Consider the following 23,739-nt stretch of genomic DNA (forward strand, 5'->3'; position numbering starts at 1 on the left):
CCGGTAAAAGAAGTTGAAGAATCAAAAGAAGAAATGCAAGAGCCAACAACAGGAGTTGAAGGATCGAAAGCGGAGGTAAAAGAATTAGGAAAAGAAATTGAAGGTTCAAAAGACGTAGTCAATATATCTACAGTAGTTCAAGAACAAAACGTGAATAATCAAGTTGTGACAGAAAAAGTAGCAGCGAATCAAAGTATGAAAGAAAATAAACCAGCTGTTAATAAGCAAGAAGAAAGTAAGAAATCATTAGGAGCAACAGGTGGACAAGAGAATACATCAACATTACTTTCAGGCATAGCGTTAGTTCTTTCAGCATTGAGTATGTTTGTATTTAGAAAGAGATTATTTAAGAAATAAAAAAACGTTTTATCTTATTATAACGTAATATGATTATATGGGCTTTTGAGAAGACATTATCATGGCGATTTCATTTTGAAATATGCTTATGGTGATGTCTTTTTTAGAAGGAGATAAATGGAAAAGGTGTGAATATATTAGAGAAGGAGGAGAGGTTATGTATGTCAATTCTATTTTGAAAATTGAAGAGGTGGCAGCATTTATTGCAAGTATGAATAAGGATGCTATTCATCATGTTGGTTATTGTGGAGACGTGAAAGAAGAGTTGTTACATACAATTATTCATGACTTTTCGGATATAGGGTGGGAACAATCTTTTGTTGCTATTTATAAGAATAATAACTTAATAGGTGTATTAGGATTTGATGTAGATGAAGTAAAGAAATGTGCAGAGATATGGGGACCGTTTATTAAAGCAGAGGATTGGGAAGAAGTTGCTTTACATATGTGGAAGGAACTTATAGAAAAGGTGCCTTTTCATATTGAGGAACTTTATGGTTTTTATCATGTGGAAAATAATAATTGTGCTCGTTTAATGAAGAATTTACATGCAAAAGAACAAGGTCGACATAGTATTCTCATTTTAAATAATATTGTGGAGCAACGTATTATATGTAATGTAGAAGAGGCTTTACCACAAGTGTTTGAGCAGTTTATCGCTTTACATAATCATGTTTTTCCTAATACATATTATGAAGGAAATGAAATTATTGGACGTTTAAGTGATATGAATAAATTATTTGTAAGTATGAAGAATGAGAAGTTAGAAGGTTACGTATATGTTGAAGTAAACCCGGAGTTTCAAGAAGCGAATATCGAATTTATTGCAACTGCTGAAAATAGTAGAAGAAAAGGTGTTGGAGAGCGGTTATTACAAAAGGCAATTCAGTATATTTTCTCCTTCCAAGAAATGAAGGAGATAGAATTATGTTTGAATATGAATAATGATCGTGCGATGAAGTTGTACAAGAAAGTAGGGTTTGAGGAGAAGGCATGTTTACAACACTATATAATAGAGTAAAAAACCCATTCATATGAAAATAATATTTCATATGAATGGGTTTTATTAATTTACTTTTTTCCTCATTTATCATGGATTTAGAAATAATTTGAGGTGCCAATCGCTACATAACCTTTTTTATTTTTTGTGGAACTTCTTTCGTTTGCGAATTAACATCTTCTTTCCGCAGCTCTTTAAAGAGCGAAGTAACCATAAGAACGACTACGATAGAAAATGGAAGTGCTGCGATTATAGCTGCAATTTGTAGGGCGTTTAACCCTCCAGCTTGCAATAAAATAGCTGAAATTATCGCGATTGTTACTCCCCATATAAGTTTTAAACTATTTTTCGGTGATAAGCTTCCGTTACTTGTTTGCATGGAAACAACAAATGTTGCTGAGTCGGCAGAAGTAACAAAAAATGTGGCTACTAAAATTAACCCGATAATTGTTAAAAATGTAGAGAATGGTAGGTGTGAAATAACAGCAAATAATCCAATCTCCGTACCATTTTTTGCGATTTCATCAGCTATTCCAAGCGATTGGAACATTTCCATATGGATGGCGGTGCCCCCAAATACTGCAAACCAAAATGTACAGATAAGAGTTGGGACTAATACGACTCCAAAAATAAATTCTTTTATTGTGCGTCCTTTAGAAATACGGGCGATAAATGTACCGACGAATGGAGACCAAGAGATCCACCATCCCCAATAGAAAATAGTCCAGTTTTCAATCCAAGAAGAAGATTTTTCATTAAATGCCCCTAAATTTAAGCCCATACTAGGCAAAGCCCCAATATAAGACCCGAGTGTAGATGTGAAATATTTCATAATAAATACAGTTGGTCCTAAAAGTAAAAAAGAGACGAGTAAAATCCCAGCAAGAGAGAAATTTAAGTTACTCAAATATTTAATCCCACGATCTAAGCCAGTTTGTGCACTTGTTAAATATAAAACAGCGAAGATGGCGATAAGTACGAGCTGTGTAAGTAAAGTGTTATGAATAGAAGGGAATAAATAGCTTAATCCTCCGGCGATTTGTTGAGCACCAATCCCAACAGATGGCACAATACCAAATACTGTGGCTAAAACAGCTAAAATATCGACTGTTTTTCCGATAGGAGAATTTTTCGATCGATTAAATAATGGAGTAACTGTAGCGCCAATTGTGCTACCTTTTTGTTTGCGGAATGTGAAATATGCAATTGTTAAAGCAACCATTGCGTATAGTGCCCATGGAAAGAGGCCCCAGTGGAAAAATGAATATTGCATAGCGAGTTTGGCACTTTCCTCTGTACCGGCTTTTCCTGTTAATGGATCTGTAAAATGTGAAATCGGTTCAGCGATTCCATAAAAGAGGAGTCCAATTCCCATTCCTGCCCCAAACAACATGGATAGCCAAGATGGATAATTATATTTTGGCTTTTCTCCATCTTTACCAAGACGAATAGAACCGTACTTAGAAAATGCTAAATAAGCAGCCAAAATAATCATTGTAGTCATAAGTAGAGAGTAAAACCACCCAAATTTATTGAGGATAAATGAGTTTAAAGAAGATGTAACACTTTGTAAATCGTAGCCTTGTATCCAACTTGCCGGGGTAATTCCCCATATAATGAATAATGTTGTTAGCAAGAAGGAGATATAAAATACACTGTTTTCTTTTTTTATCATAGAATCCCACCTTTGTTTAATAAAGTTAACAATTATATTAATCATAACAATTGAAATATTAATTGTCAAAAAATTCGATTTTTAACATGTGTAAAAGGCCAGTTTAATCGCTATAGATTCATAACTATTAGAGGTTAGGTGGGGGTCTTACTGCCCGTTAATGCGGGATAAAAGTGAGAGTGTTCACGATATGTACAAAATGTAAGAAGAAATAATATGAAATATTGCATTTTATATTGTTGTATCAGGATTTTATGTTAAATTCGTGAATGGAATATTTGAATAGGGGGCAAGGATATGAACAAGAAATCAAAGATCAATAAAGTTATGCTTAGCATTAGTACAATGGCTCTATCATTAGGGGCGCTTCAAGCTCCTGTATCAGCGGAAGAAAAAGTACCGTATAATGTGTTGAAAACGAAACCAGTTGGAATTGAAAAACCAGTAGATGAGATTGGACACATTTCTAAAGCGGAGGAAACATTATCGTTTCAAGAACGGTTAAAAGTAGGAGACTTTTCACAGCGACCAGCATCTATTACGAACAAAGCGACAGTAAAGCAAGTTAAAGAAAGCTATTCAATGGCTGATTTAAACAAAATGAATAATCAAGAATTAGTTGAAACGTTAGGCAGTATTAAGTGGCATCAAATTACAGACTTATTCCAGTTTAATGAAGATACAAAAGCTTTTTATAAAGATAAAGGGAAAATGCAAGTCGTTATAGATGAATTAGCTCATCGGGGTAGTACATTTACGAAAGATGATTCAAAAGGAATTCAAACGTTTACGGAAGTGTTACGTTCAGCTTTTTATCTGGCATTTTATAATAACGAATTAAGTGAATTAAATGAAAGAAGCTTCCAGGACAAATGTTTACCTGCTTTAAAAGCAATTGCAAAAAATCCAAACTTTAAGCTTGGTACAGCTGAACAAGATACAGTCGTATCTGCATACGGTAAATTAATTAGTAATGCATCAAGTGATGTGGAAACAGTGCAATACGCATCGAATATTTTAAAGCAATACAATGATAATTTTACTAACTATGTAAATGATCGAATGAAGGGACAAGCAATATACGACATTATGCAAGGTATTGACTATGATATACAGTCTTACTTAATTGAGGCTCGTAAAGAAGCGAATGAAACGATGTGGTATGGGAAAGTAGATGGGTTTATTAATGAAATAAATCGTATTGCTCTTTTAAATGAAGTAACACCAGAAAATAAGTGGCTCGTTAATAATGGAATTTACTTTGCTAGTCGTTTAGGGAAGTTTCATAGCAATCCAAATAAAGGATTAGAAGTTGTAACAAAAGCAATGCATATGTATCCGCGGTTAAGTGAACCGTATTTTGTCGCAGTAGAACAAATTACAACAAATTATAATGGAAAAGATTATAGCGGGAATACAGTAGATTTAGAGAAGATACGTAAAGAAGGAAAAGAGCAATACTTACCAAAAACGTACACATTCGACGATGGATCTATTGTGTTTAAAACAGGAGATAAAGTATCAGAAGAAAAAATTAAGAGACTATACTGGGCTGCGAAGGAAGTAAAAGCGCAGTATCATCGTGTAATTGGGAATGACAAAGCGTTAGAGCCGGGCAATGCAGATGATATATTAACGATAGTAATTTATAACAGCCCAGAAGAGTACCAGTTAAATAGACAACTGTATGGATACGAAACAAATAACGGTGGAATTTATATTGAAGAAACAGGAACATTCTTTACATATGAGCGCACGCCAGAACAAAGCATTTATAGTTTAGAAGAGTTATTCCGTCATGAGTTTACTCATTATCTTCAAGGGAGATATGAAGTGCCAGGTTTATTCGGAAGAGGAGATATGTATCAAAATGAAAGGTTAACTTGGTTCCAAGAAGGAAATGCAGAATTTTTCGCAGGATCTACTCGTACAAATAACGTAGTACCGAGAAAGAGCATCATTAGTGGATTATCATCTGATCCTGCAAGCCGTTATACAGCAGAGCGAACATTATTTGCTAAATATGGCTCTTGGGATTTCTATAACTACTCATTTGCATTACAATCTTACTTATATACACATCAATTTGAAACGTTTGATAAAATTCAAGATTTAATTCGTGCAAATGACGTGAAAAATTATGATGTATATCGTGAAACTTTAAGTAAAGATCCTAAACTAAATAAAGAGTATCAAGAGTATATGCAGCAGCTAATCGATAATCGAGATAAATATAATGTACCGGAAGTAGCAGATGATTATTTAGCTGAACATGCACCAAAATCGTTAACAGCAGTAGAGAAAGACATTACTGAAACGTTGCCGATGAAAGATGCAAAAATGTCAAAACATAGCTCCCAATTCTTTAATACATTTACATTAGAAGGTACGTATACAGGTGGTATAACAAAAGGTGAGTCAGAAGATTGGAACGCAATGAGTAAGAAAGTAAATGAAGCTTTAGAACAACTGGAGCAAAAAGAATGGAGTGGCTACAAAACTGTTACAGCATATTTCGTCAATTATCGTGTGAATAGCTCAAATCAATTTGAATATGATGTAGTCTTCCACGGTATCGAAAAAGATGACGGAGAAAATAAAGCTCCAACGATTAATATAAACGGCCCTTATAATGGACTTGTAAAAGAAGGTATTCAATTTAAAAGTGATGGCTCAAAAGATGAAGATGGAAAAATCGTTTCTTATTTATGGGACTTTGGAGATGGAAGCACAAGTGCAGAAGTAAATCCAGTACATGTATATGAAAGAGAAGGTTCATATAAAGTAGCGTTAATAGTAAAAGATAATAAAGGAAAAGAGAGCAAAAGCGAAACAACAGTTACGGTTAAAGATGGAAGTTTAATAGAATCTGAACCAAATAATCGTCCAGAGGAAGCAAATCGTATCGGGCTAAACACTACTATAAAAGGCAGTCTTATCGGCGGAGATCACACTGATGTTTATACATTTAATGTTGCATCAGCGAAAGATATTGATATTTCCGTTTTAAATGAGTATGGAATCGGGATGACATGGGTACTTCACCATGAATCAGATATGCAAAATTATGCTGCTTACGGTCAAGCTAATGGAAAGCATATAGAGGCAAACTTTAATGCAAAACCAGGTAAGTACTACTTGTATGTATATAAATATGATAATGGCGATGGAACGTACTCATTATCAGTAAAATAAGTGCTTTTCCAATGTATGTTTAACTTTACTTTTTGTGGAAAATAGTATATTATATAGATATATAATATATCGGTTATTTTCTAGGAGGAGCCTGTCACAATAGGCTTCTCCTGTTCTTTTTTAGAGGCCTGTACTACAGGCTTTTCTTTAAAAGATAAATAACTGAAAATTAAGAATAATAATCTTTGAAAGAGGTGGGGCATACACATAACAAAAAAAGATTGTTTAAGAGAGGGGGATAAGAAATGGTTTTGTTTGGTTATCCACTTGAGACAATTTATTTATACGGATTTATTATTGCTACTATACTCACTGTGATTTATATCTTTTTTGGGGATATATTTGAATCGATATTTAGTTTTGGAGGCGGATCGGTATCCGTTGTTACCTTATTACTTAGCTTCTTCGCCATGTTATGTGGACTTAGTTATATAGGAGAATATTTATTTTCCTTTAATAGCATTCTTATTTTCGTTGCTGCATTTGCTATATCTTTCATTGGTGTATTCATCATGAAAATATTAATTTTAAAGCCGATTGCAGAAGCGGAACAAAATACTGTGCAACGTATGGCTGAATTCATTGGTTGCAAAGGAGAAGTCATTACGACAATTCCTACAGAAGGGTTTGGTGAAGTATTAATCTCCTCCCAATTTGGAAGTAATGCAATTCCAGCTAAAACAATTGGAAAAAAAGATATTTCGCAAGGAACAGAAGTTATTATCGAGGGAGTCCAAGATGGTGTTTTACTTGTACAAAACATCGCTTATTCTTTAAAAAAACCAAAATTATAAGGGGGAATTTACATGACGATTCCATTAATTATCGGTGGAGTATTACTCGCAATTTTAATTCTACTCATTTTAGTATTCATTACAAAGTATCGAACAGTTGGACCAGATGAAGCATTAATTGTTACAGGAAACTGGCTTGGAGGCGGGAAAAATGTAGTTACCACTGATGATGGAAAGAAGATTAAGATTATTCGCGGTGGCGGTACATTCGTAGTTCCAATTATGCAAAGAGCAGAGCCTTTAAGTTTATTAAACTACAAATTGGAAGTGGGTACACGTGATACGTATACAAAGCAAGGTGTTCCGATTACAGTAAACGGTGTTTCTATTATTAAAGTGGGATCTACCATTGAAGAAGTTTCTACAGCAGCTGAGCAATATTTAGGAAAAGAAACAGAAGAGTTGAAAATAGAAGCGAAAGAAGTTTTAGAAGGTCATTTACGTGCGATCTTATCTTCTATGACAGTAGAAGATGCGTATAGTAATAGAGAGCAATTTGCTCAAAAGGTACATGAAGTAGCTTCTACAGATTTAAAGAAAATGGGTCTTCGCATCGTTTCCTTTACAATTAAAGAAATTATGGATAAGAACGGTTACTTAGATGCACTTGGTCAGCCGCAAATTGCGACGGTTAAGCGTGATGCAACAATTGCAAATGCAGAGCGTGAAAAGGAAGCTCGTATTGAAAAAGCTCGTGCTGAGAAAGAAGCGAAAGAAGCTGAATACCAACGTGATGCCCAAATCGCTGAAGCTGAAAAACATAAAGAGTTAAAAGTACAATCTTATAAGAGAGAGCAAGAACAAGCTCGCGCAGACGCGGATCTTTCTTACGAATTACAACAAGCGAAAGCACAACAAGGTGTTACAGAAGAGCAAATGCGCGTTAAAATCATTGAGCGTGAGAAACAAATTGAATTAGAAGAAAAAGAGATTGCGCGTCGTGAAAAGCAATACGATGCAGAAGTTAAGAAAAAAGCAGACGCAGATCGCTATGCTGTTGAGCAATCGGCTGAAGCTGAAAAAGTAAAACAAATTAAAAAGGCAGATGCGGATCAATATAAGATTGAAGCTGAAGCGAGAGCTCGTGCAGAAGAAGTACGTGTGGAAGGTTTAGCGAAGGCGGAAATTGAAAAAGCGCAAGGTCAAGCAAAAGCGGAAGTACAAAAAGCACAAGGTACGGCGGAAGCAGATGTTATTAGGTTAAAAGGTTTAGCAGAAGCAGAAGCGAAACAAAAAATTGCAGAGGCATTTGAGTTATATGGCCAAGCGGCAATTATGGATATGGTACTTAACATGCTTCCAAGTTATGCGAAGGAAGTTGCAAGCCCACTTAGCAACATTGATAAAATTACAGTTGTCGATACAGGCGGCGGTGGTAAAAATAGCGGAGCCGGAAAAGTTGCAGGTTATGCGACTGATTTAATGGCAACGATGCAAGAAACGTTAAAAGCTTCTTCTGGTATTGATTTAAAAGAGTTATTAGAAGGGTTTGCTGGAAAAGGAGCAGTACAACAATTATCAAACGATAAACCTGTTGTATCTGTAGTAGAAGATGAGAAAAAAGAAGTAAAAAAAGATAAAGAATAGTATAGTGGGTGGAACCTCTAGTAAGTGAGATACTAGAGGTTCTTCTGTGAATTATTTGAGTAATGTACATTTTAATATATTGTTTTAATTATTTAATTTATATAGAATGAAAAAGGTATGTATTAATTCTTTAATAGAAAAAGAGATAAAGAGATAAAGAGATAAAGAGATAAAGAGATAAAGAGATAAAGAGTTGATACTTTTTAATCGTATAATTTATATAAAGAAATTAAATGTAAGATAATTACATTTAAAACGGTATGGAGGGGTAGAAATATGTTTCAAGGGAAATTAAGAAGAAGTAGTTTAAAAGCAAAGTTACTTGTATCATTTGTTATTGTTTTAATTCTTCCAAGTATTGTAATTGGTTGGACGTCTTATCAACAAGCGAAGACAAATTTTAATGAAACAATCTTACAATCAGCGGAAGATAACGTAAAGATTTTAAATAATGTTATTAACAAAGAGATAGACAGTAAAAAAGTAGACGCAGTATATTTTACAAAGTTATTCAATGGAGTAAGTTACGGCACTGATCAGCTTCAAAATGTGCAAAATAAATTAGAAGAATATAATAAATTACATCCCGAAATAGAAGCGATTTATACGGGGGCTAGTACGGGACAATTTATTCAATCACCGTCTATTCAAATGCCAGATGGGTATAATCCTACCGAAAGAGATTGGTATAAAGAAGCAGCGAAAAAAAGCGGAGAAGTGGTTATCACAGCCCCATATAAGTCAAGTACAACAGGGAATATTGTTATTACAATAGCAAAACAAAATGAGGATAAAAGTGGTGTTCTCGGTATTGATTTAATTATTAATGATATAGTAAACACTTCAAAAATAGTCAATATCGGTAAAAAAGGATATGTAGCAATCTTCGACCAATCTAAACATGTAATAGCACATCCCACGATGAAACCAGGTGAAAAAATAGAAGAAAAACTTGAGAAGGAATTGTACAAACAGGAAACAGGTGATTTTAAATTCAAACTCGATGGTGATGATCGTAATATTACCTTTATAACAAATAAGCAGACTGGATGGAAAATAGCAGGAATTATGCCTTCAAAAGAAATTATTGAAGCAGCTAATCCTATTTTCTATAAAACGCTAACTGTTATTGGTATTTCATTAATAATTGGCGGAATTTTAATTTACTTCATAATTGCTTCTATTATTAGTCCGTTAAAACAACTTGTTATATCATCGAAAAAGATTAGCGAAGGTGATTTAACAGAAACAATTACAGTTCATTCTAAAGATGAAATTGGGCAGCTAGGAGAAAGCTTTAACGAGATGGCGGTATCATTACATCATGTCATTTCTAATATAAATACTTCAGCAGGTCATGTAGCAGCATCTTCAGAAGAATTAACAGCTAGCATGAAGCAGACAAGTGAAGCGACGGAACAAATTACACAGGCAATAGAGCAAGTGTCGAGTGGATCGGAAATACAAACGAAAGAAGTTGAAGAAGGCGCAACATTATTAGAAGAAGTTACAGAAGGAATTCAGCGTGTTGCAGATAGTTCTTCATTAGTATCCACAGCATCTATGTATACGAAGAAAAAGGCTGAAGATGGTGGAAAGTTAGTTGAACAAACTGTGAATCAAATGCAATTAATCCATGAGTCTGTTTCACAATCAGATAAAGTGATTGTTTTGTTAGATGATAAGTCGAAACAAATTGGAGCAATCCTTGAGGTGATTCAACATATTGCAGAGCAGACAAACTTATTAGCATTAAATGCTGCAATTGAGGCTGCGAGAGCTGGAGAACAAGGAAGAGGATTTGCAATTGTAGCAGATGAAGTGCGAAAGCTAGCTGAACAATCAGGACAGTCTTCTACGGAAATTGGAAAACTAGTGAAAGAGATACAATTTGACATAAAAGAAACAGTAAGCTCTATGAAACAGGTTGGAACAGAAGTACAATCAGGACTTGTAGTTGCAAATGAAACGAAGCAAAGCTTTGCTGAAATATTGAAATCTACGGATGATACAGTTGTACAAATTGATAACATGGTAGAGGTGGCGAAGCGAATGACGGTAGATGCAAAACAAGTCAGTGCATCTATTAATGAGATTGCAGCTACAATTGAAGAAAATGCAGCAAGCGTTCAAAATATTGCTGGTTCTTCAGAAGAACAATTAGCATCGGTAGATGAAATCAATGCAGCAGCAGTTCATTTATCGCAGATGGCAGAAGAATTACAAGAGATGATTGGGAAATTTAAAGTATAATAAAAAAAGAAACGAGGTAGTGATTGTACTTCGTTTCTTTTTTTTATCCTGCTATTTGTGGGTTGATTAAAGTTTCGCTGTATAAAGATAAAAAATAAAGAAATATAGAGTAACCGTGTTATGATTAAGTATAATTAAAGAGACTGTATATTCTTTAAATTCTATCTTTAATCATGTTAGGGGAATGGTTTTGAAATTTAAAAAATTAAAACTACAACCGAGAATTACATTAACTATTAGTGCACTTATTTTAGTTGTACTCCTGTTAACGAGTTATTTATTTTATTACATATTATCTGAAACGGTAGAAGAGCAAATTGGTAAAAGAGCTTTGCATGTTGCGAAAACAGTTGCTGCTATACCTGAAATAAAGGAAGCTTTTCAAAAAGAAAATCCAGCTTCTATCATTCAGCCGATTGCAGAAAGAATTCGAATGGATACAGAGGCGGATTTCATTGTAGTTGGGAATAAAGAGGGGATTCGATATGCACATCCTGAGCGAGATAAAATAGGAGAAGCAATGATTGGTGGAGATAACAAAGGAGTTCTATTAGAAGGAAAATCTTATATTTCGAAAGCAACTGGATCATTAGGCCCTTCATTACGCGGAAAAGTCCCAATTCGTAATCAGGAAAATGAAATTATTGGTGTGGTGTCTGTTGGATTTTCAATGGATGATATTCATGGAGCGGTAGAAGTGTATGGAAAGCGTGTGTTTTGGATTACAATAATAGGCCTATTAATTGGAGTAATCGGCTCTATACATTTAGCTGGAAGTATAAAAAGAATGATGTTTGGGATGGAGCCAGAAGAAATTTCATCTTTATATGAGGAGCATAGTACAGTGATTCAATCTGTACGTGAAGGGATTATTGTTATTGATCAAAATGGCATGATTAGTTTAGTCAATCAAGCAGCCTATGATATTCTTTCGCCCGATGAACAACGAAATATTATTGGAGAATTTATTTTAGATATAATTCCTAATTCAACGATATTAGATGTACTTCAAACTGGTGAAGAACAGTTTGATCGTCAATTAAATATAAAAGGGCAGGCTGTTATTGCGAACCGTCTACCCATTAAAGTGAAAAATAAAGTAACTGGCGTTGTATCGAGCTTGCGTTTGAAATCTGAAATGGATCAGTTAACAGCAGAATTATCTCAGACGAAGCAATATACAGAGGCATTACGAGCGCAAACACATGAATATAACAATTTGTTGTATACGCTTTCAGGTCTTATCCAGCTAGAATTATATGAAGATGCTTTGGAGCTTATTCATAAGGAAACGGCGGTATATCAAGATTTTGTTCAATTTATTATGAAACGAATTCAAAATCCATGGTTAGGTGGGATTTTAATTGGATTCTATAATAGAGCAAGAGAGTTGAAGATTGATTTTATGCTAGATAGAGAAAGTAGCTTAGATAAATTAAGCCCGCATATTGAGAGTAATTATGTCGTTTCTATTTTAGGAAATTTAATTACGAATGCATTTGAAGCAATTGAAAGAAATGAAGAACATGATAAGAAGGTAGGAATGTTTGTAACTGATATTGGAGAAGAAATAGTAATTGAAGTGGAGGATTCAGGGCAAGGGATTCATGATGAAATAATTACTAGCATATTCTATAAAGGCTTCTCGACGAAAGAAGGCGGGAAGAGAGGATATGGATTAGCAAAAGTGAAAGAGTTAGTAGAAGATTTAAATGGAAGTATCGCAATCGAAAAAGGGGATTTAGGTGGTGCTTTGTTTATTATTGCATTACCAAAAGAGAGAGGCGAATTGTAATGGGTGAGGAGATTGAAGTATTGATTGTAGAAGATGATATTCGAATTGCAGACATTCATCGTCGTTTTACTGAAAAGATTGAGGGATTTAAAGTAATTGGAACAGCAACGACTGGGGAACAAGCGAAAGAATGGCTAGATTTTGTGAAGCCACAGCTCGTTTTATTAGACGTGTACTTACCTGATATGCAAGGAACGGAACTTGTCACATATATTAGGCATAATTTACATGATACAGATATTATTATGATTACAGCTGCATCGGAAACAGATGTAGTAAGACACGCTTTACGAGGTGGAGTAACAGATTATATCGTAAAGCCACTTATGTTTGATCGATTTAAAGCAAGTTTGGAAAATTACCAAAAAAAGATTGTACAGTTAAAGAAAAGTAATCAATTATCTACAGAACAAATAGAACATTTATGGTCTCAAAGAGGCGTAAAGGGAAATGAAATAGAATATGCCCCGAAAGGTATAGACCCCTTAACTTTAGCAAAAATAAAAAAGCATATGTTAACAGTAAAGGAAGAAGGTATTACTGCGGAAGTGCTAAGCTCAATGGTAGGAGTAAGCAGGTCAACAGCGAGGCGTTATTTAGAATATTTAATATCAGGAAAGAAAGTTCATGCGGAGCTTATATATGGGAGTGTAGGGAGACCAGAAAGAAGATATTTTCTTGTTTCTTCATAATAAAAACAGTAGAGGATATATGTCCGCTACTGTTTTTTATTTTATATTGGAATAATTCCAATTACAATTCCAGTAATCAACATGACCATTGTCGTTCCAACTGCCCACAATAAAGTAAAGCGTTGATGTTCACCAAAATCAACTTTTGCCATCCCGACTAATAAATAGGTGGATGCGACAAGAGGGCTTAATAAGTGAACAGGTTGCCCGAGTAAGGAAGCACGTCCCATTTCAGCTGCACTAATTCCATAGGTAGCCGCAGCTTTTGTTAAAATAGGTAGTACACCGAAGTAAAATGCATCATTAGACATGAAAAATGTGAATGGCATACTAAGTAGTGCTGTAATAATTGGTAATTGTGGTCCAAGTGCATCTGGTATAAGGGCTACTACACTTTTAGCCATCGCATCTACCATTTTTGTTCCTGATAAAATACCAGTGAAAACTCCAGCGGCAAATACGAGAGAAACAACCGCTAATACGTTTCCTGCGTGAGAAGCAATACGCTCTTTCTGTTGTGCTAAGTTCGGATAATTAAGCATAACAGCAATAGCGAAAGCGATTGTAAATAAAACAGGTAACGGCATAACTTCTAGTATGAGACAGACAAGTAATGTAGCAGTTAATAAAAAGTTAATCCATAGAAGTTTAGGACGTTTATGAACCGCAGCTTCTACTGTTGCAGCTTGTTCATCCATTGTTTGCATTTGTTTTAAATATTGTACATCCATAACTCCTAAACGCTTTCTCTCTTTTTTTCCAAGATAGTAAGCAACGAAAACTACCCAAAGTGCACCAGCAATCATTCCGGGTATAAGTGGTGTAAAGAGCTCTGATGCGTCTAGTCCAAGTGCACTCATAACCCGAGCTGTCGGTCCACCCCACGGTGTAAGATTTGTCACCCCTGCACCTAACATAACAACCCCAGCTAATATAAGTGGATTCATCCCAAGGCGTTTATATAGTGGGTACATTGCGGAAACAGTAATCATATAGGTTGTCGTTCCATCCCCATCTAATGAAACGATAATAGTAAGAATTGCTGTGCCAACAACAATTTTTAAAGGATCTCCTTTTACAAATTTCAAAATCCTACTAATGACAGGATCGAATAAACCGCTATCAATCATAATTCCAAAATATAAAATAGCAAACATAAGCATAATACCAGTAGGTGCTAGTTTTTGAATTCCTTCTAACATCATAGGCCCCATGTCTGCATAAAAGCCTCCAATTAATGCGAAAGTAATTGGAATTAATATTAATGCTACTAGTGCTGACATACGTTTCGTCATAATTAAAAACATAAAGACAAATACCATCGCAAATCCAAGTAGTGCTAACATGTAATCTCCCCCTCAAAAATGATTACGCTTTCAAAATAAAATAAAAATTCAGAAAAAAGTTTTTTTGTTTATCATAAAAGCATCCATTTGAATGGTAAATAATTTGAAAAATAACATCATTAGAAGCATAATTTTTATTTTGGTCATTTTGTTCACAGTAGTTAATTTGAATTTTTAAAAAGTAAGCTGCTCTCCATAAGGATGGTAGAATAAGATGAAAATATTGAAGTGTGAAATAGGGAGTAGATTTTATATGAAAACGAAAATGGAAGAGATTTGTAGTTCTTATGAAGGAAAAGTAGAAGAGATTTTTGTTAATGAATCTTCTTACGTATATGAGTGGGAAAAATTAATGATGATCCGAAAAAATAACGGTGAGCTTGAAAAGGTTGCGGTCGGCATCAGTGGAAATATAAGATTAGTAAATGTAGTTGTTGGGCAGCAAATTCATACAGATACATTATTAGTTAGATTAGAAGATGATTTATTAATTACAGGTTGTGAATGATGAGAGATGTGTAGATATGACTACACATCTTTTTTGTTCTATATATTACAAAAGACACATCGTTTTTTCACAAATCGCACACAAGTTTTTGATATGCTCCTTGTAGAAGATAGGGTTAGGGAGGAAATACAATGAGAACAAAGTATGTGATGTTTGCTATATGCTTATTCTTTGTCTTTACAATTGTAGGATGTGGTAAGAAACAAGCAGAGGCAGTGGCAATTGATGAGAAACATGATAAGTGTGATATTTGCCAAATTGGGGTAATGGATAATCAATTTGCAACGGAAATCATTTTAGAAAATGGAAAAGCATTAAAGTTTGATGATATTGGTTGTATGTATAAATGGATGGAGATTAATCCGGGTGAAAAGACGAAAGAAAAATTTGTTCGAGATTATGATTCGAAAGATTGGGTTTCGTTAGAAGACGCTACTTACGTATATGATAAAACAATTACAACACCAATGGCTTATAATGTCATTTCATTTAAAAATAAAAAAGATGCAAAGAACTTTGTATCTAACTATAAAGGGAAAGTTCTTTCGTATAAAGAGCTATCAGAGCATAAATGGGAAATGAATAAAGAGATGATGGGGAACCCGAAAAAGGGAAATCATGGTGGGCATCATTAATAATGGAGAGACAACTATATAGTTGTCTCTTTTTATTATTACTTAGGTACAAATATAGAAAAGGTGTAAAATTTTTAGAAGAACGGTTACAATGGAATATAGTAACCTAAAGCAATCGTTTACCCCGCTATTTGTGGGCAGTAAAACTTCCGCCTCAAAATTAGGTAGGAGCAAAGAAGTTAGGTGGGAGATCAACAGCCCGTAAATGCCCGATTGGTTCAACTAATAATCAGTGGGGTGAACCCTCCCACTGATTAAAGTTTCACTTTATGTACTTTTTAGAAATGTATACAAATGCGGTAAAATCGTGCTAAACTAATTGCTCTGCTAATATAGGTTGAGAAACATAGGTATAAGTTTAGATAATCCGATTAAAGAAGGAATATAAAGGGCTTATGGATAAATGTAATCAAGAAGAGTTATTGTATGTGATGGAGGAATGGTTAAGAAAACATTATCTTTCATAGGAGCTGTAGTTGTGAGAAAACAAAAAATTTTATTATGTATGTTATTAGTACTTTTAATGACGGTAGTGGCTTGCGATAAGCAAGAGGAGCCAGAATCGAAACCGGTTCATGTGAAAAATGAAAAGAAAAAAGAAAAGTATAAAGAACAGGAAGAATCTAAAGAAGAAAAAAGTATAAATTTAATGGACAAACAGTTGCTACTTTCTGCGACTCTTGGAGACACAGAAACAGCTATGAAGTTAATCCAAGATGGAGCGAATATAAACGTAGAAGGTGACAACGGAGAAACACCTGTCCTTGCAGCAACGTACCAAAACCATGTAGAGACAGTTAAAGCATTAATTGTTGCAGGTGCTAATATTGAAATTAAAGATGAGAAACAAAGTAATCCATTTCTTTATGCAAGTAGAGAAGGATATACGGACATTGTAAAGCTACTAATTAATGCAGGGGTTAATACGAAAGAAATTACTAAATCAGGTGGAACAGCACTCATTTCTGCATCAGAACGTGGCCATGTAGAAGTCGTAAAAGAATTGTTAGAGCATACAGATATTGATGTGAATTATAGAAATGCTCGTGGTGGAACGGCTTTAGTAGAAGCAATCGTATTAGGCAATGGTAGTGAAAATCATAAGAAGGTAATTCAAATGCTTATTGACCACGGGGCAGATGTAAATATGGCCAATAAGGAAAATATTACGCCACTGCAATATGCTGAAAAAAGAGGTTTTAAAGATATTGCAAATATGTTGAGGGTAGCTGGAGCGAATGAAGTCGTACAGCCACAACCACAACCAGTGGAATAACAAGGATGAAATAATCCCATTTAGATAGACAGAATGAAGAAGTCATTTCGTATGATGGATTCAGTAATGTGTATTTGAATGGGATTTTTGTTTTGGACATGAAAAATAGATTATGAATGGTATATGGAGTAACTAAGGAGGATATAAATGAGGCTCTCAGAACTTGATTTAATAGCAATTCAGGTAGAGGTTTTATTTGTTCATAATCGAGTAGGAAAAATGAAATATGTAAATGAACAAGGAAATCCGAAAGCACCACGCTTTTTTCTTGGCAGAACTCGTGAAGGGAGTATAACGAGATATCATTGTGATCTGGATGATGAAACGGTAGGTAAGATTGAGAAATTAATTCGAGAATCTTCAAATCATATAGAGATAGCAAAGATTATTCATGTATTAAATGAAGAAAGAACAGTAAAAAATATTTGGATAGGCCCTGCTTTCATGTTCTCTAATAATTTACATAAGCCAACTAGAACAATACAGATAACAGAGAAGAATAAAGAGCTTTTGCGAGAAAACTTTCCCCATCTAATAGAACAGATGGAGTGGAGGCAACCTTACTTTGCAATTGTAAAAAATGAAAAAGTAGTTTCTATATGTTGCAGTGCTAGGAGTACACCTGTAGCTGCTGAGGCGAGTGTGGAAACTTTAGCGGAGTTTCAAGGGAATGGATATGGTACTGATGTTGTTACAGCCTGGGCGATATCCATACAAGAAGAAAAGCGCATTCCACTTTATAGCACTTCTTGGGATAATTATGCTTCAAAAGCAGTTGCAAGAAAACTAAAACTGATTAACTATGGAATGGATTTGCATATCACTTAAATTTTAAAAATAGTTGTTTGCTGTTGGGATTCATCCATATATTTAGATTATCGTTAAATAGTATGATGAATATTAACATTCGATTAACAGCTAATTAACAATCTATCAAAACTGACTTAATAAATGCGTAATATAGTAAAGGTAACAAAATAACTAGGGTAGAGAACATTTGAGAACACCCGCTTACATATAACGTGCCACTTTCTTAGGTGTGCTCTATTTCCTAGAGTTCAAATAAGGAGAAAGGTGTTCTATGTAAGTAGGTGTTTTTAGTTTGGATAAAAATAGAAAAGCTAGGTGGAATGAATGTTTAAGGAACCTTATATTGCGATGATAAAGGATTGGAAAGGATATAACACATACAAAAAGTTACCGAAAACAGTTTTTCTTATGACCGGTTCAATGCTGGAATTACCAGAGCGTGTATATGAATTACAGAAACATGGACATGATGTCTTTCTTCATTGTGATTTTATACAAGGTTTAAATACGAATACAGAGGAAGCACTTTCGTATATCCAAGACGTTATCGGAGCACAAGGCATTATTTCAACAAAAGGATCGACAATTCGAAATGCCAATAAAATTGGATTAAAAACGATTCAACGTATTTTTATTGTCGATACTTTATCTCTTACAAAATCAATTGAAAATTGTAAAACGACTAAACCGAATGCAGTAGAGATTATGCCTGGTATTATGCCTTCAATTATTAAGCAGTTAGCAGAGGAAATAGAATTTCCTATCATTGCAGGCGGATTGATTCAAACGCGAGAAGATGCAGAAATTGCTATTCGTTCGGGAGCGAGCGCGATTTCGACGAGTCACTATGAAGTATGGATACAAGAAGAAAAAAGGAGTGCAGCCTTGTGATTGAATTGAAAAATGTTTCAAAGGTGTATAAAAATGCGGAAGAGACAGCGGTTAAAGGTGTATCGGTTCACATTAAAAAGGGTGAGTTTTTTGTTTTAGTTGGGCCTTCAGGATGTGGGAAAAGTACACTATTACGAATGATTGCTGGCTTAGAAGAGATTTCTTCGGGGGATTTAATTATTAATGAACATGTCGCAAATGATTTAGAGCCGAAAGAGCGTAATCTATCAATGGTATTTCAAAATTATGCACTATATCCACACTTATCTGTAGAAGAAAACATTTTATTCGGACTTAAGGTAAGAAAAGTACAAAAAGAAGAGCGACAAAAGCGATTAATGGAAGCTATTGAAATGGTAGGACTGAAAGAGTATGTAAAAATGAAGCCAGGTCAATTATCAGGCGGACAAAGGCAACGTGTGGCGCTTGCCAGGGCGATCGTAAGTCAAGCGCCGATCTGTTTAATGGATGAACCACTTTCAAATTTAGATGCGAAATTACGTGCACAAATGAGGATTGAAATTAGAGAAATTCAGCAACGTCTAGGAATTACAATGATTTACGTTACTCACGATCAAATAGAAGCGATGACTATGGGAGATCGTATCATGGTCTTAAATAAAGGAAGCATACAGCAAGTTGGAACACCGCTTGATATATATAATGAACCAGCGAATGAATTTGTTGCAAGCTTTATAGGGTCTCCTTCGATGAATATAAATGATGGAGAAGTAGACAAAGAAAAAGGTGTATTACATATAGGACAATTGCAAATGCCATTATCTATTGGACTGTTAAAGCAATTACCAGAAGGAACAATTCGAATAGGTATGCGTCCTGAACATATTGCACTGTCTGAGGAAGGGCAAGAAGTTACGCTACAAGCTGTAGAAGTATTAGGCAATGAATCTATATTAAACTTCGCGGTAAATGGAACAACTTGGAGTGCGAAAGTTATTGGACAACTACTCCTGAACAAAGGTGACAAAGTAAAATTATTATTCTCGCAAGAAAAGTTATGCTTCTTTCATCAAAATACGAATGAAAGATTAAAAGTGGTAGCTGAAGAAGAGTTGAAAGTGGTGGCGAAATAATGATCGAAGTGAGTAAGTTACCGGTTCAAACAAAAGTGTCAAAAAAGAAAAATTTATGGGGGAGAACAAAAGATTTAAGAATAGGATTATTGTTTTTAGCGCCATCAATTTTGCTATTTTCAATTTTTCTGTTCTATCCATTGTTTAGGACGATTTACTATAGTTTTTATTTAACCGATATACATGGAGAAGCTAATCTTTTCGTTGGCTTAGAAAATTATCAATATTTATTCTCTGATCCTGCCTTCTACAAAAGTATAAAATCAACTTTACTATTTGTTTTATATACAGTGCCTACGAGTATTATATTTGCTTTGTTTCTTGCATTGAGTGCAAACGGAAAGGTAAGAGGTATTGGGTTATTTCGAGTTCTGTTTTCTTCGACAATGGGAATATCAGTAGCTGCTAGTGCAGTGATTTGGTTATTTTTATTTCATCCAAGTGTCGGGTTATTCAATAATATATTAGCTTCTATGAATCTTCCTGCAATTGCATGGTTAACGAGTCCGGACTGGGCACTATTCTCTGTATCAGTTACAACGGTTTGGGTGAATACAGGATTTGCATTTTTAGTTATATTAGGTGGTTTACAAAATATTGATACGTCTTTATATGAGAGTGCATCTATAGATGGTGCAAGTTATCTATATAAGCTTCGTCGTGTTACATTACCGATGTTATCACCAACTTTATTCTTTATCGTGACAGTAACGTTAATTAGTGCGTTCCAAAGCTTTGGACAAATTGATATTTTAACGCACGGTGGACCGAATGATGCAACAAATTTAATTGTATATTCGATTTATAAAGAGGCATTTGTGAATCATCAATTTGGGACAGCAAGTGCACAAGCGATAGTACTATTTGTTTTCATTTTCATTGCTACATTACTTCAATTTAAGTTTGCTGAGAGAAAGGTGCATTATAAATGATCGTTAAACAGTGGAAACAAAATTTCCTGCTATACATGCTGCTCATAATTAGTGCAGTAATGGTATTTTTTCCTGTGCTGTATGCGTTTTTAATAAGCTTTATGACACCAGACGATATTCAAATGAGAAGGATATTTCCAACTCAATTTACTTTTGATAATTTCATTAATATTTTTCAGAAAGTACCACTTTTTACATATTTATATAATAGCTTAGTTGTATCGACAGTTGTTATGATTGGACAACTTATCGTGTCAAGCTTAGCGGCGTACGCTTTTGTCTTTCTTCAGTTTAAGGGAAGAAATCTTATTTTTTTCCTGTTTATTTCAACGATGCTTATTCCGTGGGAAGCAACGATGGTACCTAACTTTTTAACGATTCAAAACTTTGGCTGGATCAATAGTTTCGCTGGGATGACAGTGCCGTTTTTTGCAACAGCTTTCGGTATTTTCTTGTTACGCCAACATTTTATGACACTTCCAAATGAACTGAAAGAAGCTGCTTTTATTGAAGGGATTGGAAATGTAAGGTTTTTATTCAGCGTTGTAATTCCATATTGTAAAACGAGTTTTATTACGCTTGGCGTATATAGTTTTTTAACAACATGGAATATGTACTTATGGCCACTTTTAGTGACCACTGATGAAAAGGTAAGAACAGTTCAAATTGGTGTGAAGCAACTTCAATCTCAAGAAGTTGCAACTGATTGGGGAAGCGTAATGGCTGGCGTTACGGTTATCGTTATACCAACATTGATTCTATTATTTTTAGGACAAAAGCAATTACAACAAGGATTAACAAAAGGTGCAATTAAATAACTAAGAGAAGGTGAGATTAAAATGAGTCTAGTTAAAAAAGGTGCTGCTCTATTAATGGTAGCAACAATGGCATTATCTAGTGCTGCTTGTTCAAATAGTAAAACAGAGGGAAAACCTGAAGCACAGGCAAAAGTAGCACCAGTTGAAAAAAATGGTGATAAAACTGTAATTCGTTTTTGGCATGCGATGGGTGGAAAAACACAAGGTGTACTAGATGGGCTTGTTGCAGACTATAATAAGTCACAAAATAAATATGAGATAAAGGCAGAATTCCAAGGGACATATGAAGAGTCTTTAACGAAATTTAAAACGATGTCTGCTACGAAAGAAGCACCAGCTCTTGTTCAGTCGAGTGAAATTACAACAAAATATATGATTGATAGCAAAAAGATTACGCCAATTGATAGTTGGATAAAAAAAGATAAGTACGATACTTCAAAATTGGAAAAAGCAATTACAAATTATTATTCAGTTGATGGAAAAATGTATTCTATGCCATTTAATTCATCTACACCAGTATTAATTTATAATAAAGATGCTTTCGCAAAGGCGGGCTTAGATCCAGAGAAAGCTCCGAAAACGTATGCGGAATTACAAGAAGCAGCGAAAAAGTTAACGATTAAAGAAGGCGGAAATGTAAAGCAATATGGATTCTCAATGTTGAACTATGGTTGGTTCTTTGAAGAATTGTTAGCGACACAAGGCGCTTTATATGTAGATAATGAAAATGGTCGTAAAGATGCTGCAAAGAAAGCAGTATTTAACGGTAAAGAAGGACAGAAAGTATTTGGGATGCTAGATGAGTTAAATAAAGCTGGTGCATTGGGAAAATATGGAGCAAGTTGGGATGATATTCGTGCCGCGTTCCAGTCTGGCCAAGTTGCTATGTATTTAGATTCTTCAGCTGGTATTCGTGATTTAATTGACGCATCTAAGTTTAATGTAGGCGTTTCGTATATTCCATACCCAGAAGATTCGAAACAAAATGGTGTTGTTATCGGAGGTGCATCATTATGGATGACGAATATGGTTTCAGAAGAAACACAACAAGGTGCTTGGGACTTTATGAAATATTTAACGAAGCCAGACGTACAAGCAAAGTGGCATACTGCAACAGGTTATTTCTCTATTAATCCGGACGCATATAATGAACCATTAGTGAAAGAGCAATATGAAAAATATCCACAGTTGAAAGTAACAGTAGATCAATTGCAAGCGACGAAACAATCTCCAGCAACACAAGGTGCTTTAATTAGTGTATTCCCAGAATCAAGAGATGCAGTTGTAAAAGCGTTAGAAGCAATGTATGATGGGAAAAATAGTAAAGAAGCACTAGACGAAGCTGCAAAAGCAACAGATAGAGCAATTAGTATTTCAGCTCGTACGAGTCAAAAATAAGAGAAAGCCGTATCCAAAAAAGGATACGGCTTTCTTTAGGAGATAAGAGATCAAAAAAATGAAGAAGTCTTATCTCTTTTATATGAGTAAAGGGTCTAGAATGAATGTTGTTCTTTTCATTATTTGTTTAACTCCATTGCAACTTGTTTCCCATTTACGAAAACCTCTGCCACTGCTACTAAAACTTCCATCACTTTTTTCATGTCTCATCTCTCCTTGTTTTTTGTTTCATTTCTTACTTTTAGTATAAGGAAATATTGCAATTGCAACTATCGAATTGGATGACAAGAGACTTACATTGTTGTAAGGATAATCGTTGTATTTGTAATAAATGTGATTTTGAATATGAGTTCAAAGGATTCTGTTGTTTTGAAATATAATTAGAAAGAGAGTGGTTTAGAAAGAAGGGGATAATATGAAAAGAATTCTTGTTATTAGTGATATTCACGGAGAAATGAACACTCCCCCACTTAGCGAAGCTTGAAGTGGGGGTTTCTAACGTTTCGACCTAACGGACGATTAACGTCAGGGGAGTTAACACATTAGCGAGCTGTTTCACGCCTAACCCCTCTATCCCATTTGTCCATGCATTTGGGATTACTTTTCGTAAAATGTTAGCCGCAGCATTTACATCTGCATGAATTAAAGTTTTATTTGCTGAACAATATATGCCGCGCTTTATT

The 23,739-nt window shown here is 34.7% G+C and carries 19 protein-coding genes and 2 pseudogenes; 18 read left to right on the plus strand and 3 right to left on the minus strand.

Annotation, left to right across the window (positions count from 1 at the left end; translation table 11 throughout):
* Together KI369_RS13695 and KI369_RS13700 are read left to right on the plus strand one after the other, a co-directional pair.
* On the plus strand, positions 1–357 hold a 357-nt coding region (locus KI369_RS13695; protein WP_212956306.1), incomplete at its 5' end, for an LPXTG cell wall anchor domain-containing protein.
* A 157-nt stretch (positions 358–514) separates the two neighbouring features.
* A complete protein-coding gene (locus tag KI369_RS13700; RefSeq protein WP_212956307.1) occupies positions 515–1,378 on the plus strand; it encodes a GNAT family N-acetyltransferase in 864 nt (287 codons plus the stop codon).
* 103 nt (positions 1,379–1,481) lie between these two features.
* On the opposite strand, the gene opuD is transcribed toward KI369_RS13700, so the two are convergent.
* Positions 1,482–3,032, minus strand: coding sequence for a glycine betaine transporter OpuD (opuD, locus tag KI369_RS13705; RefSeq protein ID WP_212956308.1), 1,551 nt, complete (start codon positions 3,030–3,032; stop codon positions 1,482–1,484).
* A gap of 297 nt (positions 3,033–3,329) precedes the next feature.
* Between opuD and colA the strand changes: the two genes are divergently transcribed.
* The 7 genes and pseudogenes from colA to KI369_RS13735 all read left to right on the plus strand — a co-directional run bounded on the left by colA (position 3,330) and on the right by KI369_RS13735 (position 13,348).
* Positions 3,330–6,227, plus strand: coding sequence for a collagenase (gene colA, locus KI369_RS13710; protein WP_212956309.1), 2,898 nt, complete (start codon positions 3,330–3,332; stop codon positions 6,225–6,227).
* Positions 6,228–6,472: 245 nt separating this feature from the next.
* Complete coding sequence (locus KI369_RS13715; protein ID WP_212956310.1) at positions 6,473–7,021, plus strand: NfeD family protein; 549 nt, start codon at positions 6,473–6,475, stop codon at positions 7,019–7,021.
* A gap of 12 nt (positions 7,022–7,033) precedes the next feature.
* Positions 7,034–8,608: a flotillin lipid rafts scaffold protein FloT gene (gene floT, locus KI369_RS13720; RefSeq protein WP_212956311.1), complete on the plus strand. Its 1,575-nt coding sequence runs from the start codon at positions 7,034–7,036 to the stop codon at positions 8,606–8,608.
* A gap of 276 nt (positions 8,609–8,884) precedes the next feature.
* Positions 8,885–9,919, plus strand: a pseudogene (locus KI369_RS29885) (HAMP domain-containing protein); the annotation flags it as partial.
* Between the two features lie 81 nt (positions 9,920–10,000).
* Entirely contained in the window at positions 10,001–10,861 is an 861-nt protein-coding gene (locus KI369_RS29890) for a methyl-accepting chemotaxis protein (RefSeq protein ID WP_438800504.1), read from the plus strand.
* A 184-nt stretch (positions 10,862–11,045) separates the two neighbouring features.
* The gene (locus KI369_RS13730; protein ID WP_438800503.1) at positions 11,046–12,656 is read left to right on the plus strand and encodes an ATP-binding protein; all 1,611 of its coding nucleotides are present in this window, start codon (positions 11,046–11,048) and stop codon (positions 12,654–12,656) included.
* The gene (locus tag KI369_RS13735) at positions 12,656–13,348 is read left to right on the plus strand and encodes a response regulator (protein WP_212956314.1); all 693 of its coding nucleotides are present in this window, start codon (positions 12,656–12,658) and stop codon (positions 13,346–13,348) included. Before KI369_RS13730 ends, KI369_RS13735 begins: the two co-directional genes overlap by 1 nt.
* 41 nt (positions 13,349–13,389) lie before the next feature.
* Here the strand turns inward: KI369_RS13735 and KI369_RS13740 are convergent, their stop codons facing one another.
* Positions 13,390–14,694: a CitMHS family transporter gene (locus KI369_RS13740; protein WP_212956315.1), complete on the minus strand. Its 1,305-nt coding sequence runs from the start codon at positions 14,692–14,694 to the stop codon at positions 13,390–13,392.
* A 253-nt stretch (positions 14,695–14,947) separates the two neighbouring features.
* On the opposite strand from KI369_RS13740, the gene KI369_RS13745 reads away from it, so the two are divergent.
* The 9 genes from KI369_RS13745 (at position 14,948) to KI369_RS13785 (ending at position 23,056) form a co-directional block, all read left to right on the plus strand.
* Positions 14,948–15,202: a hypothetical protein gene (locus KI369_RS13745; RefSeq protein ID WP_212956316.1), complete on the plus strand. Its 255-nt coding sequence runs from the start codon at positions 14,948–14,950 to the stop codon at positions 15,200–15,202.
* A gap of 131 nt (positions 15,203–15,333) precedes the next feature.
* On the plus strand, positions 15,334–15,837 hold the full coding sequence (locus KI369_RS13750) for a nitrous oxide reductase accessory protein NosL (RefSeq protein WP_212956317.1): 504 nt from the start codon (positions 15,334–15,336) through the stop codon (positions 15,835–15,837).
* A gap of 439 nt (positions 15,838–16,276) precedes the next feature.
* On the plus strand, positions 16,277–17,113 hold the full coding sequence (locus KI369_RS13755; protein WP_212956318.1) for an ankyrin repeat domain-containing protein: 837 nt from the start codon (positions 16,277–16,279) through the stop codon (positions 17,111–17,113).
* A gap of 147 nt (positions 17,114–17,260) precedes the next feature.
* The gene (locus KI369_RS13760) at positions 17,261–17,941 is read left to right on the plus strand and encodes a GNAT family N-acetyltransferase (RefSeq protein WP_212956319.1); all 681 of its coding nucleotides are present in this window, start codon (positions 17,261–17,263) and stop codon (positions 17,939–17,941) included.
* Positions 17,942–18,247: 306 nt separating this feature from the next.
* Positions 18,248–18,814 carry a glycerol-3-phosphate responsive antiterminator gene (locus KI369_RS13765; protein ID WP_212956320.1) on the plus strand — a complete coding sequence of 189 codons (567 nt, stop codon included), beginning with the start codon at positions 18,248–18,250 and terminating at the stop codon, positions 18,812–18,814.
* Complete coding sequence (locus KI369_RS13770) at positions 18,811–19,908, plus strand: ABC transporter ATP-binding protein (protein WP_212956321.1); 1,098 nt, start codon at positions 18,811–18,813, stop codon at positions 19,906–19,908. The genes KI369_RS13765 and KI369_RS13770 overlap by 4 nt, the downstream gene beginning before the upstream one ends.
* Positions 19,908–20,840 (plus strand): carbohydrate ABC transporter permease, encoded by a 933-nt coding sequence (locus KI369_RS13775; protein ID WP_212956322.1) that lies wholly within the window; start codon positions 19,908–19,910, stop codon positions 20,838–20,840. The genes KI369_RS13770 and KI369_RS13775 overlap by 1 nt, the downstream gene beginning before the upstream one ends.
* Positions 20,837–21,658, plus strand: coding sequence for a carbohydrate ABC transporter permease (locus KI369_RS13780; RefSeq protein WP_000635931.1), 822 nt, complete (start codon positions 20,837–20,839; stop codon positions 21,656–21,658). The genes KI369_RS13775 and KI369_RS13780 overlap by 4 nt, the downstream gene beginning before the upstream one ends.
* 21 nt (positions 21,659–21,679) lie before the next feature.
* A complete protein-coding gene (locus tag KI369_RS13785; RefSeq protein WP_000060593.1) occupies positions 21,680–23,056 on the plus strand; it encodes an ABC transporter substrate-binding protein in 1,377 nt (458 codons plus the stop codon).
* A gap of 508 nt (positions 23,057–23,564) precedes the next feature.
* Here KI369_RS13785 and KI369_RS13790 read toward each other — a convergent pair.
* Positions 23,565–23,739 (minus strand): annotated as a pseudogene (locus tag KI369_RS13790) (RNA-guided endonuclease InsQ/TnpB family protein); the annotation flags it as partial.

The sequence above is a fragment of the Bacillus sanguinis genome, assembly GCF_018332475.1.
GTDB lineage: Bacteria > Bacillota > Bacilli > Bacillales > Bacillaceae_G > Bacillus_A > Bacillus_A sanguinis.

Coding starts and splice junctions, on each gene's coding strand:
- colA (WP_212956309.1), top strand. CDS start 3,330: ATGAACAAGAAATCAAAGATCAATAAAGTTATGCTTAGCATTAGTACA.
- KI369_RS13765 (WP_212956320.1), top strand. CDS start 18,248: ATGTTTAAGGAACCTTATATTGCGATGATAAAGGATTGGAAAGGATAT.
- floT (WP_212956311.1), top strand. CDS start 7,034: ATGACGATTCCATTAATTATCGGTGGAGTATTACTCGCAATTTTAATT.
- KI369_RS13780 (WP_000635931.1), top strand. CDS start 20,837: ATGATCGTTAAACAGTGGAAACAAAATTTCCTGCTATACATGCTGCTC.
- KI369_RS13735 (WP_212956314.1), top strand. CDS start 12,656: ATGGGTGAGGAGATTGAAGTATTGATTGTAGAAGATGATATTCGAATT.
- KI369_RS13745 (WP_212956316.1), top strand. CDS start 14,948: ATGAAAACGAAAATGGAAGAGATTTGTAGTTCTTATGAAGGAAAAGTA.
- KI369_RS13760 (WP_212956319.1), top strand. CDS start 17,261: ATGAGGCTCTCAGAACTTGATTTAATAGCAATTCAGGTAGAGGTTTTA.
- KI369_RS13730 (WP_438800503.1), top strand. CDS start 11,046: ATGGTTTTGAAATTTAAAAAATTAAAACTACAACCGAGAATTACATTA.
- KI369_RS13750 (WP_212956317.1), top strand. CDS start 15,334: ATGAGAACAAAGTATGTGATGTTTGCTATATGCTTATTCTTTGTCTTT.
- KI369_RS13785 (WP_000060593.1), top strand. CDS start 21,680: ATGAGTCTAGTTAAAAAAGGTGCTGCTCTATTAATGGTAGCAACAATG.
- KI369_RS13755 (WP_212956318.1), top strand. CDS start 16,277: ATGGTTAAGAAAACATTATCTTTCATAGGAGCTGTAGTTGTGAGAAAA.
- KI369_RS13715 (WP_212956310.1), top strand. CDS start 6,473: ATGGTTTTGTTTGGTTATCCACTTGAGACAATTTATTTATACGGATTT.
- opuD (WP_212956308.1), bottom strand. CDS start 3,032: ATGATAAAAAAAGAAAACAGTGTATTTTATATCTCCTTCTTGCTAACA.
- KI369_RS29890 (WP_438800504.1), top strand. CDS start 10,001: ATGAAGCAGACAAGTGAAGCGACGGAACAAATTACACAGGCAATAGAG.
- KI369_RS13740 (WP_212956315.1), bottom strand. CDS start 14,694: ATGTTAGCACTACTTGGATTTGCGATGGTATTTGTCTTTATGTTTTTA.
- KI369_RS13700 (WP_212956307.1), top strand. CDS start 515: ATGTATGTCAATTCTATTTTGAAAATTGAAGAGGTGGCAGCATTTATT.
- KI369_RS13775 (WP_212956322.1), top strand. CDS start 19,908: ATGATCGAAGTGAGTAAGTTACCGGTTCAAACAAAAGTGTCAAAAAAG.